Origin of the sequence: Arthrobacter sp. LjRoot14 (genome assembly GCF_964253905.1) — a bacterium.
Classification (GTDB): Bacteria; Actinomycetota; Actinomycetes; order Actinomycetales; family Micrococcaceae; genus Arthrobacter.
On sequence record NZ_CAXURL020000001.1, the window covers coordinates 2389339 to 2404501 of the forward strand.

General features: G+C 67.2%; 14 protein-coding genes. 2 read left to right on the forward strand and 12 right to left on the reverse strand.

Annotated elements, in window-relative coordinates; all coding sequences use genetic code 11:
• Window positions 1-21 precede the first annotated feature (21 nt).
• The 10 genes from ACSQ12_RS10620 to ACSQ12_RS10665 form a co-directional block, all read right to left on the reverse strand.
• Window positions 22-642: an L-threonylcarbamoyladenylate synthase gene (locus ACSQ12_RS10620; RefSeq protein ID WP_043481340.1), complete on the reverse strand. Its 621-nt coding sequence runs from the start codon at window positions 640-642 to the stop codon at window positions 22-24.
• A 139-nt stretch (window positions 643-781) separates the two neighbouring features.
• A complete protein-coding gene (locus ACSQ12_RS10625) occupies window positions 782-1954 on the reverse strand; it encodes an XdhC family protein (RefSeq protein WP_436065381.1) in 1173 nt (390 codons plus the stop codon).
• Between the two features lie 24 nt (window positions 1955-1978).
• Complete coding sequence (locus tag ACSQ12_RS10630) at window positions 1979-2752, reverse strand: SRPBCC family protein (protein WP_436065382.1); 774 nt, start codon at window positions 2750-2752, stop codon at window positions 1979-1981.
• Window positions 2752-3999, reverse strand: a complete 1248-nt coding sequence (locus tag ACSQ12_RS10635) for a vWA domain-containing protein (protein WP_436065383.1) — start codon at window positions 3997-3999, stop codon at window positions 2752-2754. Before ACSQ12_RS10635 ends, ACSQ12_RS10630 begins: the two co-directional genes overlap by 1 nt.
• Entirely contained in the window at window positions 3992-4915 is a 924-nt protein-coding gene (locus ACSQ12_RS10640; protein ID WP_436065384.1) for an AAA family ATPase, read from the reverse strand. The genes ACSQ12_RS10635 and ACSQ12_RS10640 overlap by 8 nt, the downstream gene beginning before the upstream one ends.
• On the reverse strand, window positions 4912-5580 hold the full coding sequence (locus ACSQ12_RS10645; RefSeq protein ID WP_436065385.1) for a nucleotidyltransferase family protein: 669 nt from the start codon (window positions 5578-5580) through the stop codon (window positions 4912-4914). The genes ACSQ12_RS10640 and ACSQ12_RS10645 overlap by 4 nt, the downstream gene beginning before the upstream one ends.
• A complete protein-coding gene (locus ACSQ12_RS10650; RefSeq protein ID WP_209744941.1) occupies window positions 5564-6469 on the reverse strand; it encodes an XdhC family protein in 906 nt (301 codons plus the stop codon). Before ACSQ12_RS10650 ends, ACSQ12_RS10645 begins: the two co-directional genes overlap by 17 nt.
• 1 nt (window position 6470) lies before the next feature.
• A complete protein-coding gene (locus ACSQ12_RS10655) occupies window positions 6471-8864 on the reverse strand; it encodes an aerobic carbon-monoxide dehydrogenase large subunit (RefSeq protein ID WP_436065386.1) in 2394 nt (797 codons plus the stop codon).
• Entirely contained in the window at window positions 8861-9412 is a 552-nt protein-coding gene (locus ACSQ12_RS10660; protein WP_436065387.1) for a (2Fe-2S)-binding protein, read from the reverse strand. The genes ACSQ12_RS10655 and ACSQ12_RS10660 overlap by 4 nt, the downstream gene beginning before the upstream one ends.
• Window positions 9413-9417: 5 nt before the next feature.
• Window positions 9418-10296: an FAD binding domain-containing protein gene (locus ACSQ12_RS10665; RefSeq protein ID WP_436065388.1), complete on the reverse strand. Its 879-nt coding sequence runs from the start codon at window positions 10294-10296 to the stop codon at window positions 9418-9420.
• 118 nt (window positions 10297-10414) lie between these two features.
• Between ACSQ12_RS10665 and ACSQ12_RS10670 the strand changes: the two genes are divergently transcribed.
• Both ACSQ12_RS10670 and ACSQ12_RS10675 read left to right on the forward strand, forming a co-directional pair.
• Window positions 10415-11392 (forward strand): LysR family transcriptional regulator, encoded by a 978-nt coding sequence (locus ACSQ12_RS10670; protein WP_436065389.1) that lies wholly within the window; start codon window positions 10415-10417, stop codon window positions 11390-11392.
• Window positions 11393-11521: 129 nt separating this feature from the next.
• Complete coding sequence (locus ACSQ12_RS10675; protein ID WP_209744927.1) at window positions 11522-11938, forward strand: VOC family protein; 417 nt, start codon at window positions 11522-11524, stop codon at window positions 11936-11938.
• A 71-nt stretch (window positions 11939-12009) separates the two neighbouring features.
• Here ACSQ12_RS10675 and ACSQ12_RS10680 read toward each other — a convergent pair whose 3' ends face one another.
• Window positions 12010-13122, reverse strand: coding sequence for a class I SAM-dependent methyltransferase (locus tag ACSQ12_RS10680; RefSeq protein WP_436065390.1), 1113 nt, complete (start codon window positions 13120-13122; stop codon window positions 12010-12012).
• 194 nt (window positions 13123-13316) lie between these two features.
• Window positions 13317-14960: a LuxR C-terminal-related transcriptional regulator gene (locus ACSQ12_RS10685; protein WP_436065391.1), complete on the reverse strand. Its 1644-nt coding sequence runs from the start codon at window positions 14958-14960 to the stop codon at window positions 13317-13319.
• Between the last annotated feature and the right edge of the window lie 203 nt (window positions 14961-15163).

Consider the following 15163-nt stretch of genomic DNA (forward strand, 5'->3'; position numbering starts at 1 on the left):
GCCTGCCGGGCGGCAAGGCGGCTACTCGAACCGGGACGGATCTCCCATGCCGCGGCGGACCACTTCCGCCGAACCGCTCGAGAAGTCGATGACCGTGGTCGGCTCCGCGCCGCAGTCGCCGGAATCCACCACAGCGTCCACCACGTGGTCCAGCCGTTCCTTGATTTCCCAGCCCTGGGTCAGCGGCTCTTCCTCGTCGGGCAGCAGCAACGTGCTGGAGAGCAGCGGCTCTCCCAGCTCGGCCAGCAGCGCCTGGACCACAGCGTTGTCCGGGATGCGGACGCCCACGGTCTTCTTCTTCGGGTGCAGCAGGCGCTTGGGCACTTCCTTCGTGGCGGGAAGGATGAACGTGTAGCTGCCCGGCGTGACCGCCTTGATGCTGCGGAACACATCGTTGTCGATCTGGACAAACTGGCCCAGCTGGGCAAAATCCTTGCAGACCAGGGTGAAGTGGTGTTTGCTGTCCAGCTGACGGATGGCCCGGATGCGGTCAAGGGCCTCGCGGTTGCCGAGCTGCGCACCAAGGGCGTAGCAGGAGTCGGTGGGATAAGCGATCAATCCGCCGGACCGCAACAGCTCCACTATCTGACCTATCGCGCGCGGCTGGGGATCGTCTGGGTGCACATCAAAGTATCTGGCCATGCCTTGAGCTTATGGCCCTGCGTTAATTTCTGCACGGAGAACAGCCACCTCTGCGTGGCAGCGGGTGCGGTGCCCAATGGTGATCATGCCGCGAAGGACTTTGTCGTCAATCAACGCCAGTCGCCTCGGAGCGGATGAGTTATGGATCCGTCTGTGGCGCGGGGGCTGCCGTGTCAGTGGCCCGCCCGGGCATTTCGTCGTGATGGATCCGCTCCGCTCGGGACCCCAGCGGCTCACCGCTGCCACCCCATTGCAGGGCGATGATCTCCGCCCCGATCGATACCGCTGTTTCTTCGGGAGTGCGCGCCCCCAGGTCCAGGCCAACGGGGCTGTGCAGTTTCAGCAGTTGCTCGTCGCTCAGGCCTGCAGCGCGAAGCCTTTCCATCCGATCGTTGTGCGTGCGCCGGGAGCCCATCGCACCGATGTATGCGACGGGACGGCCTCGAAGGGCCGCCTCCAGCACCGGGACATCGAACTTGGGGTCGTGGGTCAGGACACAAATCACGGTCCGCTCGTCGAGGAGTCCCCGGGCGAGCTGCTCGGAGAGGTAATGGTGCGGCCACGCACGGACCACCTCCGCGGCATCGGGGAACCGCGCTTGGGTGGCAAATACGGCGCGGGCGTCACAAACGGTGACCTGATAGCCCAGGAAGGTACCCAACCGTGCCAGTGCCGCGGCGAAGTCGATGGCTCCGAAGACCAGCATCCGCGGCCGCGGCGCGTAGCTGGCGAAGAACACGGACATGCCGGTATCGAGGCGCTCGCCGTCAGGGCCGTACGTCAGGACGGAATTCCGGCCGGCTGCCAGCAGGCCCTGGGTGTCGTCGCCGACGGCGCGATCGGCCCGGACCGAACCCAGCCCGCCTTCGAATCCGCCGGGCCGGACGACGAGGTGGCGGCCCAGCCAGCCGGGATCGGGGTGCTCGATCACGGTGGCAACTCCCACCGGGCGGGATGTCTCGATGTCCTCACGGACCCGGTCCAGCTCCCCGAAGGTTTGCTGCGAAATTGGCTCTACAAACACCTCAATAGTGCCGCCGCAGGTCAACCCGACCGAGAAGGCGTCGTCGTCGCTGACGCCGTAGCTCACCAGGACCGGGCGGTGGTCGGCCCTAACCTGTGTGGCAAGCTCGTAGACGGCACCCTCGACGCAGCCTCCCGAGACCGAGCCGAAGACTTCGCCGGTGGCCGTGACCAGCATGGCAGCGCCCGGGGGCCTCGGTGCGGAACGAAAAGTCCGCACGACGGTAGCCAAACCGGCGGTGCCACCCTGCAGCCAGCCCGGCATCATGGCCGCGAGAACGTCACGCATTTTCCTCTGTCCTCCACCGCCGGCTCAGGGCCGGCGCGAGCGCAGCCCCGTACGGCGGCCCAGCCGATAAGCACAAAACGCTACGGCGGCAAGCAGCCCGATGAGTTTCCCGGGGTTGCTGAGCTGATCGGTGAGCATTCCCTTAGCCAGCGAAAGTGCATTCAGGCTGTTGTCGGGCTGCAAAGGTGGCGAAGGGGCAGACGGCGACAACGGTGCGGATACTGCGGGAACAGGTGCCCCAAGTGACCCGGGAAGAGGTGCCGGCGGTGCCTCCTGCCCGGCCTCGCCCGGCGCGCCCTGCCCGGCTTCGGCCGGCGCTTCGTGCGCGGCCTCGCCCGGTGCTTCCCCGGCAGGTTCCGCCAGCAGCGTCTGCAGGTTGGCGGCGAACAGCGCCATCATCTGCTCGGTGACGCCGCCGATGACGCTTTTCCCCATTGCCGCGGCCTTTCCGGACAGGGCCAGGTCGGCGCTGACTGTACCCTGCGTCGAACCTTGCGCCTCTGCCAGGCGCAGGGTCACAGTGGCTTCGGCCGTACCTTGGCCGCGGGTTTCCTGCGCCCGGCCCTGGAACACCGCGCGGTGTTCGTCAGCGTCCCGTTCGAGGACGGACATCTGCCCCTTGTACTGCATGGAAACCGGTCCCAGCTTCACCTTCATCCCTATCTGATAGGCGTCGTCGGAAAGCTTGTTCAGGATCTGAGCCCCTGGTACGCATCCGGCCACGCGCTGGAAGTCCATAAGCGTGTCCCAGACTTTGTCGATGGGAGCGACTACGGAGAAAGCGCTGTCTATTTGCATTAGCTGTTGCCCTGCCTCTCTTGTGTTGTCCCGCGTCCGTCCCGGACCGCGGCTGCCACTTCCGCGAGGGCCGCATAGCTGTGGCCGCTGACAAAGGCGTCGCAGTAGGGGAGCGCCGCCGCCATACCGCCCGCCAGCGGCCGGTAGTTCACGTCCGCCTTCCTCGGATTAACCCAGACAATCCGGTAGGCGAGCCGCTTCAGGCGTCCCATTTGCGTGGCCACGAGGCCCGGATCATCCTGGGCCCAGCCGTCGGAGAGCACAACCACCACCGCACCCCTGGCCAAACCGCGGCGGCCGTGCGCGTCAATGAAGCTCCGCAGGCTTTCCGCGATCTGTGTCCCTCCCGCCCAGTCCGGCGCCCTCGCGGCGGCCCGGGCCAGCGCCTGATCAGGGTTCCGGACTGCCAGCTGCTGCGTCAGCCGCGTCAGGCGGGTAGAGAACACGAACGCCTCCGCCCGGGCTCCGGCGACGGCGCCCTGCAGTAACGACAGGAACACCCTTGTGTAGGGCTCCATGGACGCCGATACATCGCACAGCAGGACCAGCTGCCGCGGACGGGGCCGGCGATGGGCGTAGATGAGCTTTGTGGCATCGGAGCCGGTGCGCTGGGCTGCACGGACGGTGCTCCGGATGTCCAGCCGTGCATTGTTATGCGAAGACTTGCGGGTCCTGCGGCTCAGGCGTTCCGGCGTGGCGAAGACTATCTCCCGAACGAGCCGGCGTACCTGGCCCACTTCCTCGGCGGAGAGCTCGGCGAAGGACGTTTCGTGCATTCTTTCCTCCGCCGACGCCATGGCCAGAATGGCCTCGCGCTCAGGACCGTCCCCCTCACCGGAGCGTTCCCTGCCGGGAAGCAGAGCGGGCGGCGAAGCCTTGGGGAGGGCTGACGGCGCCTTCGCCGCCCCTGACGGCGGGGACGGGCGGAGGCGCGCCCCGGGGTCGATCGCCGGTTCTGCCTTGGTGGCGCCCCTGCTGTCTGCCGGGTCAATCCGGCCATCAAACACGGCGGAAAAGACGGCGTCGAAAACCGGCACCTGCTCCCGGGAGGACACCAGGACCACCCGGCACGTCCAGTAGAGCGGTTCGCGGGCGAAGGGCGGGATCAGGCGGAGGGCTTCTGCCAGCCGAACGGCGCGGTCCGGGGAAGTCGCCAGGCCGGCACGGCGCAGCGCAGTGACAAGTCCGGCGGCCAGGGAAGCGGCCTCCACTCCGGGCGGGCTGATGGCGGCACCGAAATCAGCCATGGCCGTCCCCGACCAGCCAGGCCGCGCCACGCGATCCCACAAGCTCGAGGTCGTCCCGGTTCTTGACGATCGAGCCCCAGGTCTTCTCCACGGTGGGCGCATCGATGTGCGTGATGCCGAGCACCGACAAAGCGGATACCCAGTCGATCGCTTCGGCGATCCCGGGTGGCTTGGCCATGTCCAGTGACCGCATCTTCGTGATGGCGGACGCTGCCTCCTGAGCCAGGGGACCGGCGCTTCCGGGGACACGGCGGCGCACGATCTCGGCAATCCGCGCGGGCGCGGGATAGTCGATCCAGTGATAGAGGCAGCGGCGCGTGAGCGCGTCATGCAGGTCCCTCGTCCGGTTGGACGTGAGGACCACAACCGGCGGATGCGTGGCCCGGATGGTGCCCAGTTCCGGGATGGTCACAGCGGCCTCTGCCAGCAGTTCGAAGGTGAACGCCTCGAATTCGGCGTCAGCCCTGTCGATCTCGTCCAGCAGCAGCACGGCCGGGCGCGGTCCGGGATGCTCGATCGCCTGGAGCAGCGGCCGGCGCAGCAGGTACTGCGGCCCGAAAAGGTCCGACTCGTTCAGGGCTGCGTCGCGCACTTCTGCCAGCCGGATCCCGAGCAGCTGGCGCTGGTGGTTCCATTCATAGAGCGCTTCACCTGCGTCAATCCCCTCATAGCACTGCAACCGGAACAGGGGAGTGTTGAGCACGCGGGCCAGCGCCTTCGCAGCCTCCGTCTTGCCCACCCCCGCTTCTCCTTCCAGCAGGATGGGCTGGGGCAAACGCACGGCCAGGAACAGCGCCGTGGCCAGTCCGACGTCGGCGAGGTAGTCGCCGTCGTCAAGTGCAGCCATTAGCGACGGAACGTCCGGAACCAGCTGCTGCACATCTTCTTCCGCGCCACTGCGCGCAGCGTTGCTCACGGTACGCCCCGAAGCGCGTTGAGCACCCGTTCGTAGTCCTCATCGGTGTTGATGTCCAGGGGAATGGCGCCGGACACGGTCACCTCGGCCACCTCCGACGCCCGCTCCTCAAACAACTTCCACACCGCCTTGTCGCCGTGCAGTCCGGCGAGCGCCGGCAGGGCGGACCGGGCAAAGGCAAACGGATGGCCGATTCCGTCGTCGTAGCGGCAGACGGCGATTCCGGACTGCCCGCGTCCCGCCAGCAGCTTGTACACGTTCTCGGCCATGACCCCCGGCTGGTCCCCGAGCAACAGGACCACCACATCTATGTCGGAATGAAGCGCCGGCAGGGCGGCGGCTATCGACGATCCACACCCGGTGCCGAAGTCCGGGTTGACGGCGACATCGCAGCCAGCCGTGTTCACTACTTTCAGCACCTCTTCGCTCGAGCCGCCCAACGCCAACACCAGCTGGGCGAAGCCGCAGGCCCGGGCGGTGGCCAGTACGGCGTCGAGCAGCACTCCGTCTCCGTAGGGAAGGAGCTGCTTGGGGCGTCCCAGCCGGCGGGATCCGCCCGCGGCCAGGACCAGCCCGGCAATCCGGGGCTTTCCGGTTGGACGGCCGGGTGTCAGCGGGTCAGGGCTGCGTGCATGACGCGGCTGGGCTTCATCGGGAGGCGTCATAGCGTTCCGGATCTTTGCGGAATGCCTCGTAGCATCCCCGGGAACAGAAGTAGATGGTGGTGCCGCCGTGCTCGAGGTGCAGCGTTGACTCGACAGCGGCCACAGTCATCCCGCACACAGGGTCAATGGCCGTCGCCGGTGCGCTTTGTCCAGCCGCCGGGTGCCGTCCCTTGGCCCGTTCGGCAATGAGCTGCGCGAGGATGGACACGGCGATCTCGCCCGGGGTGCGGGCTCCCAGGTCCAACCCTGCCGGGCTGAACACACGGGAGCGCAAAGATTCGTCCACGTCCAGGGATGCCAGGACGGCGGCGCCCCGCACCTCGCTGGCAACCAGCGCGACGTAGGGCACCCCGGCACGCAGTGCGCCTTCCAGCGCACCTTCTTCCTCCCTGCCGTGGGAGGCGACGATCAGGGCGGCGTCGTCGGGCCGGGGGTCGGCCGCCTGCCCGTCGGTCAGTTCCATCTGCAGGCCGACTCCGGCTCCGAGTGAAGCCAGGGCCTGGGCCACCGGGGTGGTGCCGACCACCAGCACCCGCGGCGCCGGGATGTGCGGCTCGAGGAAGATTTCCACCGTTCCTCCGCTGAGGCAGGGGTTTGACACCTCGACGGCGCCTTCCTCGCTCCGGTGCGACGGCTCGCCGGGCACAACGCGGAGCAACAACGGCTCCTGGGCTGCGAGTGCCTTCAGGCTGTATTCCCGCACGGAGGCTTCGACGCAGTTTCCGCCCACGAAGCCATTCATTTCCCCGGTGGACAGGATCAGGGCGGTGTCACCGGCGTGTGCACTCGTGGGCCGCTGCGCCCGCACCACCGTGGCACGGACGAACGGCTCCCGGCGGCTGATGAGTTCCGTTGCCCTTGCCGCGAGGGTTTCTCCCGTGGCCTGCATGTCAGATCGGTGGCCTTGGCCGGCCCTGCATGGCCTCCCACACCCGGGCCGGCGTGCACGGCATGTCCATGTGGACCACCCCGTAAGGTGCCAGGGCGTCGACGATCGCGTTCACGATGGCCGGGGGCGAGCCGACTGTGGCGGACTCTCCGATGCCCTTGGCGCCGATGGGGTGGTGCGGTGATGGCGTCACTGTAAATCCGGTCTCCCAGTCCGGTACCTCCATCGCCGTGGGGATCAGGTAGTCCATAAAGGAGCCGCCCAGGCAGTTGCCTGCCTCGTCGAACTCAATGATTTCCATGAGGGCCATGCCGACGCCGTCGGTCAGGCCGCCGTGCACCTGGCCTTCGATAATCATCGGGTTGATCCGGGTCCCGCAGTCATCCACCGCGATGAAACGCCGCACCTTGACGTGGCCTGTACCCGCATCGATGTCCACTACGCAGATGTAGGCGCCGAAGGGGAAGGTCAGGTTCGGCGGGTCGTACGTGACCTCGGCGTCGAGGTTGCCGTCGACCCCTTCGGGCAGCGTCATGGTGCCGTGGGCGGCCATGGCGATTTCCTCGATGGTCTTCCCGGCGCCGGGATCGCCCTTGACGAACCAGCGGCCCTTCTCCCACTCGAGGTCTTCGGGCCGGGTTTCGAGCATGGCTGCGGCGATAAGCTTCGCCTTTTCGCGGACCTTCCGCGCAACGAGTGCCACCGCGCCGCCGCTGACCGGTGTCGATCGGCTCCCGTACGTGCCCAGGCCGAAGGGCGTCTGGTCCGTGTCGCCGTGGACGACGTCGATGTTCTCCGGCGGAATGCCGAGCTCTTCCGCGACGATCTGCGCGAACGTGGTCTCGTGGCCCTGCCCCTGGCTCTGGACGGAAAGCCGCACGACGGCCTTGCCGGTGGGGTGGACGCGCAACTCGGCGCCGTCGGCCATGCCCAGACCCACGATGTCGAAGTGCTTGCGGGGGCCGGCTCCCACGACCTCAGTGAAGAAGGCGACGCCGATGCCCATGAGTTCGCCACGTTCGCGTTTTTCTACCTGCTCGCGCCGGAGCGCCTCGTAGCCGGCCATCTTCATCGACAGGCGCATGGCCTCTTCATAGTTGCCTGAGTCATAGACCCAGCCGGTCTTGTTCGCGTAGGGGAACTGTTCGGGCTTGATGAAGTTCTTCAGCCGGAGTTCCGCCGGGTCCATGTCCAGCTTTCGGGCCAGGATGTCCACCATCCGCTCCACAAGGTAGACGGCTTCCGTCACCCGGAACGAACACGCGTAGGCAACGCCGCCCGGAGCCTTGTTGGTGTAGACGCCCCTGACCTTGCAGAACGCGGCCTTCAGGTCGTAGCTGCCAGTGAAGATCGAGAAGAAGCCGGCGGGGTTCTTAGTGGGCTGCGCGGTGGCGTTGAACGCGCCGTGATCGGCCAGCACGCTGGTCCTGAGAGCGAGGATCTTGCCGTCTTTGGTGGCGGCGATCTCGCCCTGCATGATGTAGTCCCGGGCGAACGACGTCGACATCAGGTTTTCCGAGCGGTCCTCCACCCACTTCACCGGCTTGCCGGTGACGATCGATCCGACGACGGCGAGGATGTAGCCGGGATAGATACCCACCTTGTTACCGAAGCCGCCGCCGATATCGGGGGAGACGATACGGATCTTATGTTCGGGGATGCCGGCCACAATCGCGAACAGGGTGCGGTGCGCGTGCGGGGCCTGGGTCGTCTCATAGAGCGTCAGCTTTCCGGAGACGGCATCGAAGTCCGCGACGGCGCCGCAGGTCTCCATGGGTGCCGGATGGACTCGGGGGTAGACGACCTCCTGTGCCACGACGACGTCGGCTGCGGCGAATACCGCCTCGGTTTCCGCCTCATCGCCCATCTCCCAGTCGAAAATCCGGTTGTCCGTCCGGCCTTCGAGATCATCCCGGATCAGGGGGGCGTCCGGGTCCAGGGCTTTGCGCGCATCGATCACCGGAGGGAGCAGGTCATATTCGACGTCGATCAGTTCCAAGGCATCCCGTGCGGCGTAGCGGTTCTCCGCGACGACGAAAGCGACCTCCTGCCCCTGGAAGCGCACTTTGTCGGTCACGAGCACAGCCTGCACATCCGCTGAAAGCGTGGGCGCCCAGGCCAGATTGAGCGCCAGCAGGTCCTTGCCGGTAATCACGGCGAGCACTTTCGGGTGGGCCAACGCGTTGGTGGTGTCGATCGAGACCAGCCGCGCATGGGCAACCGGGGCGCGCAGGATGGCGCCGTGCAGCATTCCCGGCAGCACAATGTCGTCGACGTAGTGGCCCTTCCCACGGACGAACCGGGGGTCTTCCTTGCGCTGGATGCGCCCGTACCCGATCGGCCGGTCGGCGTCACCGGCCGCCGGATTGCCGGGCCGATCGTGGATAACAGTCATGCCTTCACCTCTGTGTCTGCGACGTCCGGGACCGCCGTGTCCGTACCCTCGATGACTTCGTCTGGTGCTGCAACGTCGGCGGCCGACCCTGCCGGGTGGGCGGCAGCCCACTGCACTGAGCGGACGATGGTGGCGTATCCGGTGCAGCGGCAGATCTGCCCGGAAATGGCCTTCCGGATCTCGGTGTCGTCCGGATGCGGGTTCTTGTCCAGCAAGGCGCGGGCCGTGAGCATCATGCCGGGGGTGCAGAAGCCGCACTGCAGCCCGTGCTCCTCCATGAACCCCTGTTGAACCGGATCGAGAGTGCCTGCCGTGGCGAGTCCTTCAACGGTGCGGATATCGTGCCCGGCCGCCATCGCCGCGAGCACGGTGCAGGACTTCACGGGCTGGCCGTCCATCAGGACCACGCACGTTCCGCAGTTGGTGGTGTCGCACCCCCAGTGCGTGCCCGTGAGGCCAAGGACTTCGCGGATGTAATGAACCAGCAGCACCCGCGGTTCGATGTCGGAGGCTACTTCGTTGCCGTTCACGGTCATGCTGATCTGCATGGAGCTCAACCTTCCTGTGTTCCGGCAGCCCGGGCGCATGCAAGCCGCAGGACTCTGCGGGTGAGCTCGTCGGCCAGATGCCGTTTGTAGTCGATCTGTCCGCGCTGGTCCGCGACGGGATCACACGCAATGGCTGCCAGCCGGCCGGCCTCGACGAACAGCTCCTCGCGGGGTTGCTGTCCAAGGAGTACGGCTGCGGCTTCCTCGACGGTTCCGTCGATGCCCAGTGCCGTGAGACCTATGGCCGCGGCATCGACGCTACCGTCGTCCGCCAGCGAGACAGCCGCCCCGGCTGCGGCGACGGCCCAGTCGCCAACCCGGCGTTCCACTTTTTCGTAGGCGCTTCCCGAGCTCGGACGAACGGGGAACCGGACTTCGCACAGCAACTCATCTGGTGCCACCGCCGTTTCATAGGGGCCGCGGTGGAACTCCTTCATGTCGACGAGGCGTTCGCCGCCGGGACCGCGGACCACCGCCACAGCACGCAGGACGTCGCAGACCGTGGAAAGGTCTTCGGCCGGGTCGGCCTGGCACAGGGAACCGCCAATGGTTCCGCGGTTGCGGACCACAGGATCCGCGATGACCGCTTCGGCGTCCGAAATGATCGGGAAGAGTCGGGCCACTTCGGCTGATTCCAAGAGGGCCGTATGGCGCGTCAGCGCGCCCACCCGCAGGTGATCCCCGTCGAGAAGGATGAAGTCGAGCTCGAACAGGTCGTTGATGTCAATCAGCCATTCGGGACGGGCCAGGCGGAGTTTCATCATGGGCAGCAGACTGTGCCCGCCGGCTATCACCCGGGACTCGGGGCCGTGGCGTGCAAGGAGTTCAAGGGCATCGTTCACCGTGCTGGCCCGCACGTAGTCAAAAGGAGCCGGAATCTGCATTGTCCCTACCTCACTCCATGGCGCCGCACACTGTAAGACGCCGATTTGAGGTCAGTCTTGCCCCGGCCCGAGTGGAGTGTCAATATCGTCATAAGCGAAGGGTTATGAAGCCGTGTCGATGACTTTGAGCCAGCTGCGGGCCTTCGCGCTCGTGGCCAGACTGGGGTCGCTTCACGCTGCCGCGGCGGCCCTTGCTGTCAGCGAGCCGGCGGTCTCCTCGGCCCTGGCTGCGCTCCGAAGGGACCTTGGCGACCCCCTCTTCGTCCGTGCTGCCGGAGGCATTGCCCTGACGCCGGGCGGCCGGGCGCTGGCGGACTATGCCCAGGAAATCGTCGGCCTGGCTGACCAGGCCCGGTGGGAGGTCTCCCACGCAACCACAGACGCGGGGTTGCTAAGAATCGTCGCAACAGCCCCGTTCGCTGAACATGCGGCCGGACGGCTGCTTGACCTCTTCACCAAACGGGTCCCCGGAGCCTCTGTCGATGTCGTAGTGGAGTCCGCTGCCGACATAGCGTCGCTTCTGCTTGACCGCGCCTACGACATAGCCCTCGGGGCCAGGCCTGCGCAGCCAGCCGGCCCGGGTGCCGACGTCGGACTGGAGATGGTCCCTTTCCTACGGTATCAGCGCGTCTTTGTGGTGGCGGCGTCGCATCCCCTCGCGGTGCTGCACGGGCCGGTACCACTGGGACGGCTAATGGACCGCCCGTGGTTCGCCGGCCCCTCCGGCATCCAGGCGGAGACGGATGAAGGGCGGTGGCTGTCGTCGATGGGCGTAGTGCCCGAAGTGATCCGGCTAAGCAGCGAAACCGACGCGCTCGCCGCGGTCAGGGCGGGAGAGGGCTTGACACTGGCCGTGGGGCATATTGTGCGGGCGGAACTCCAAACCGGAGTCCTGGTGCGCGTACCGGTCGTCGGAACTCCAGTTTCCGGTCTGTGGTGGGCAAGCACGCTTAGCCACGGCCGGACAACCTCCAAGGCAAAGGCGCTGCAGCGCTTCGTCACCACACCGGATGCAACAGCCGCCATGGTTGCTCCGGGCGGCTCGCGGGGGCTTGAACGACGGGGATCCAAAGTTCACGTTGCTCTTTGGAGCTGAGGCCGAGGGCCATCGCCGCCCCTATGCAGTCCGGCATGACTGGGGCAACATATGAAGTGTTCCAAGCCCGGGCGGCCACCGGATCCACGGGTGGTCCGGGTATCGACCGGTACGAGAGGACACAAGAAGATGACCACGAGACTGAATCCCTACCTTGGCTTCCGGGACAATGCGCGGGAGGCCATGAACTTTTACCAGTCCGTATTTGGAGGCGAACTGGCAATGAGTACCTTTGGTGAGTTCCATGCCAGCGAAGACGCGTCCGAGCAGGACAAGATCATGCACGGCATGCTGACCACCGGATCCGGCATGGTGCTGATGGGCGCCGATACACCCAACGGCATGAGTTACACCCCCGGCGACAACTTCTCCGTTTCCCTCAGCGGAGATGACGACGCCGAACTGCGCGGGTACTGGGAGAAGCTGTCCGACGGCGGCACCGTGACGGTGCCGCTCGAACAAGCGCCGTGGGGCGACACCTTCGGAATGTGCACGGACAGGTTCGGCGTCGCGTGGCTGGTGAACATCGCCGGTCCCCAGCAATAGATGCCCGGCAATAGATGCCCGGCAGCAGGGCCCCGGCAGCGCGGGACCCCGCCGGCTGAGCAGTCAGGCGCCTACTTGCGGGCCACAAAGTAGGCGTTGAACGGGTCCTCCTCGAGTTCCTTCACCTCAACGGTGCCGAAGCCCGCAGCCCGGACCATGGATTCAGCCAATTGGACGCCCCACACCGTTCCAAGCCCGTCCCCGCCCTGCGCCAGGGAAACGGACATGCAGTGGAACGTGGAAATCGCGTAGAGGAACGTCCCCCACGGGAGCTCAATGTTGTCCAGCAGGTTGCTTGAAGCTTTTATGTCGGCCATGAGGAAGGTGCCGTCCGGGCGCAGCGCGTTGTGAATGTTCCGCAGCACCTTGGCCGGCCGGGCCTGATCATGGATGGCATCGAAAAGGGTGATGAGGTCCAGCCCCTCCACGACGTCAAGGTCCGCCGCGTCCAGGATCTCGAACCTGACGTTCCGCAGTCCCAGCCGCCGGGCTTCCGCCCGCCCGGCGAGCACCGCGTCCTCGAAGAAGTCGTAGCCCGTGAAACGGCTCGCGGGAAAGGCTTCGGCCATCAGGTTGACGGCGTGCCCGGCGCCGCAGCCGATATCCGCGACGTCTATTCCCTTCTTCAGCCTGTCCACGCACCCGGCCAGCGGGAGGATGGCGGACACGAGGGATGCGTCATGGACCGAGGCGCTGTCAGCGGCCTGGATGCCGACGAAATCCGGATAGTCCTCGTACCCCAGGCCGCCGCCCGTCCGGAATTTATGCGCGATCTTGCCCGCCACCTCACCCATCAACGTGATGTACTGCAGCGTCCGGGCCAGGTTGTCGACGCCCTGGCCGGAGATGGACGGCGCCAGCGCGGGGTCCAGCCGGTAGGTGCCGGCGTCGGGCCGATACTCGACGAAGCGGGCCGTCACCATGCCGCCGAGCCATTCGCGGACATAGCGTTCGTTGAGCCCGGCAGCGTCGGCAATCTGCTCACTCGAGGCAGGCGGCAGCCCGGCCATCACGTCGAACAGCCCGGTCTGGTGGCCGATGCTTGCCAGGACGGCGGCCGAGCTGTCGTTGAGGATGCCGATCAGGCGGGCCGCTGCGGCTTCAACGGCGTCCTCCGCGGCCACCGTGTCACCGCGGGCGGCCGCACCGTCTCCTGCCGTGAGGTGGAGGTCTGTGGTGGTCATTGTCTTTCCTTTCTTCGGCGGACTCCGTGTCCGGCTACTTCGAAAGTACGTTCGCGGCCGGGCACGCCGCGTCGGGCGGATCATGCATCTTTCACCGGGGCCGTGGGGTGAATGATGCAGGAGCATGTCCCTGCAAGGGGGCCTTCAGGCGGACGCACGACGACGACGGGAGCGGCGCTCGCCGTCGTCGTACGTCACGCCAGTCCGTGGTCCCTGGCCCAGCCGGCCGCGGCGGTCCTGGTGGAGACCCCGATCTTGGCGAAGATGTTGGCCAGGTGCCGACCCACTGTCTTTTCACTGATGACCAGGGCATCCGCCACCTGGCGGTTACTGGCACCAGTGGTGATGAGTGCCAGGACTTCGCGCTCGCGGGCCGTCAGTCCGCCCCTGTCCGCGCCGCCGGCAGTGCCGCCGGCGCGGTCTCCCGCGCGCTCCAGCCGTTCCACGTCGGGGACGGCCCCTAGCTGGCGGTAGATGGCGAGTGCTGTGGCGAGGTCGGCATCGGCCGCACCGGCATGGCCTAGGGCGCGCCGGGACTCGGCCAGAAGCTCGTGGATCCGGGCCGTGCGGTAGCGCGCACGCTGCGCGCGGTACGTCCGGGCGGCCGCCTCAAAGAACGGCAGCGCGCCGTCCGCGCGGCCGGACGCCAGCAGGACGGCGCCACGGGCCTGGCATGCCCATGCCTGGAGGCCCGGAGAGGCGAACCGGGCGGCGGTCCTTTCCAGTTCGGCTGCCAGGGCCTCTGCGAGCGCCGCATCACGCCGGGCCAGTGCCAGCTCGGTGGCGGCCGGCAACAGCCTGGCCCGGTCCAGCAGTCGGCTCTCGCCCAGCGAGGCGCGGAGCTGGTTGAGCGCCAGGGCAGTGTCGCCGGCTTCATAGTGCAACAGGGCCTCGCCGGGCTGCGGGTCCACCCCGAGGTCCCGGGCACGGCGGTACGCGGCCAGCGCCCCGGCAGCATTGCCGCGCAGGCGGCGGACCTCGCCGAGTTCGTAGTAGCCCGCACCGGCCATCCAGCCATGTGCTGTGACCAGGTTGTCGCTGGAAGCGCCTATTTCGCGCTCCACCGCATCCCAGCCGCCTTCGGCGCTGACCAGCTGAAGTTCGTGGATGCGGGTGACGCCGGTGTACACAAAAGTGGCTGACAGGCCCGCTGTCCACTGTTCCAGAGCGCCGGTCCAGGCCCGCATCCTGGCCAGGTCTCCGAGCTGGTGGCAGAGGTGGATGACGGTGCAATAGATGTCTCCCGCCCATACGGGCGCAACGGCACCGGCCAAGACCGGCAGCATGGCCTCGTCCAGGTCGCTGAAACCGTCCTCGGTCCGCCCGGCCCGGACCCCGCCAAGTCCGGCAATGACCCGGGCAAAGCAGCCGAGGGTGGGGTCCGCCAGGCGGTTCGCCAGGGCGTCGAGCCTGGCTGCGGCTGCTTGCGCCGGTCCGGGGTCTTCCTCCAGGTCCAGGGACATCGCGCTGTCCAGGTAGAGCAGGTACCCGTGTTCAGGCCCTTCCGGCAGGTCCTGCAGCAGGCGCCGTGCCCGGTTGAGCCACCCGGAGGCAACCACGAGATCCCCCCGGGTGCCCCACTGCAGGGACAGGAGTATGGCCTTCATAGCGGCAGCGGGCCGGTCACCGGCTCCGGCAAGGCCGCGGTACAGATCCTCTGCCACCGAGAGCGATTCGGGAATATCGCCCAGCCACCACATCGAGTCGGCCAGGGCAGCCAGGTCCTGCAGCTCCAGGCCGGTGGTGGTCCTGGCGGCCAGCAGACCGTTGCGGGCCGCGGGCCAGTCCCTGCGGGCGTACGCCGCGCGGGCGCTGGTGATTAGATCCTGTTCAGCCATACGACGTCTCCAAGGGGTGGTTCCAGCGTACTGCCGGCCCCGGTTCCAGAAAAGGCGGGAGCTCGCGGGCAGCCGTGACTTTCGGCCCTAGGTGGGCTGCCGGAAGAAGCGGAAGCTAGGACGTACATCGCGACTGCGCATTCCGGCGCGTTGCAGCCCATGCGCCTGCCGGGCCCTGGCGCTGCCGCTGCCGCCGGACGGCA

Bases quoted from the DNA above. Each gene is read 5' to 3' on its own strand.
- ACSQ12_RS10620 (WP_043481340.1), bottom strand. From the start codon at position 642: ATGGCCAGATACTTTGATGTGCACCCAGACGATCCCCAGCCGCGCGCG.
- ACSQ12_RS10625 (WP_436065381.1), bottom strand. From the start codon at position 1,954: ATGCGTGACGTTCTCGCGGCCATGATGCCGGGCTGGCTGCAGGGTGGC.
- ACSQ12_RS10630 (WP_436065382.1), bottom strand. From the start codon at position 2,752: ATGCAAATAGACAGCGCTTTCTCCGTAGTCGCTCCCATCGACAAAGTC.
- ACSQ12_RS10635 (WP_436065383.1), bottom strand. From the start codon at position 3,999: ATGGCTGATTTCGGTGCCGCCATCAGCCCGCCCGGAGTGGAGGCCGCT.
- ACSQ12_RS10645 (WP_436065385.1), bottom strand. From the start codon at position 5,580: ATGACGCCTCCCGATGAAGCCCAGCCGCGTCATGCACGCAGCCCTGAC.
- ACSQ12_RS10650 (WP_209744941.1), bottom strand. From the start codon at position 6,469: ATGCAGGCCACGGGAGAAACCCTCGCGGCAAGGGCAACGGAACTCATC.
- ACSQ12_RS10655 (WP_436065386.1), bottom strand. From the start codon at position 8,864: ATGACTGTTATCCACGATCGGCCCGGCAATCCGGCGGCCGGTGACGCC.
- ACSQ12_RS10660 (WP_436065387.1), bottom strand. From the start codon at position 9,412: ATGCAGATCAGCATGACCGTGAACGGCAACGAAGTAGCCTCCGACATC.
- ACSQ12_RS10665 (WP_436065388.1), bottom strand. From the start codon at position 10,296: ATGCAGATTCCGGCTCCTTTTGACTACGTGCGGGCCAGCACGGTGAAC.
- ACSQ12_RS10670 (WP_436065389.1), top strand. From the start codon at position 10,415: ATGACTTTGAGCCAGCTGCGGGCCTTCGCGCTCGTGGCCAGACTGGGG.
- ACSQ12_RS10675 (WP_209744927.1), top strand. From the start codon at position 11,522: ATGACCACGAGACTGAATCCCTACCTTGGCTTCCGGGACAATGCGCGG.
- ACSQ12_RS10680 (WP_436065390.1), bottom strand. From the start codon at position 13,122: ATGACCACCACAGACCTCCACCTCACGGCAGGAGACGGTGCGGCCGCC.
- ACSQ12_RS10685 (WP_436065391.1), bottom strand. From the start codon at position 14,960: ATGGCTGAACAGGATCTAATCACCAGCGCCCGCGCGGCGTACGCCCGC.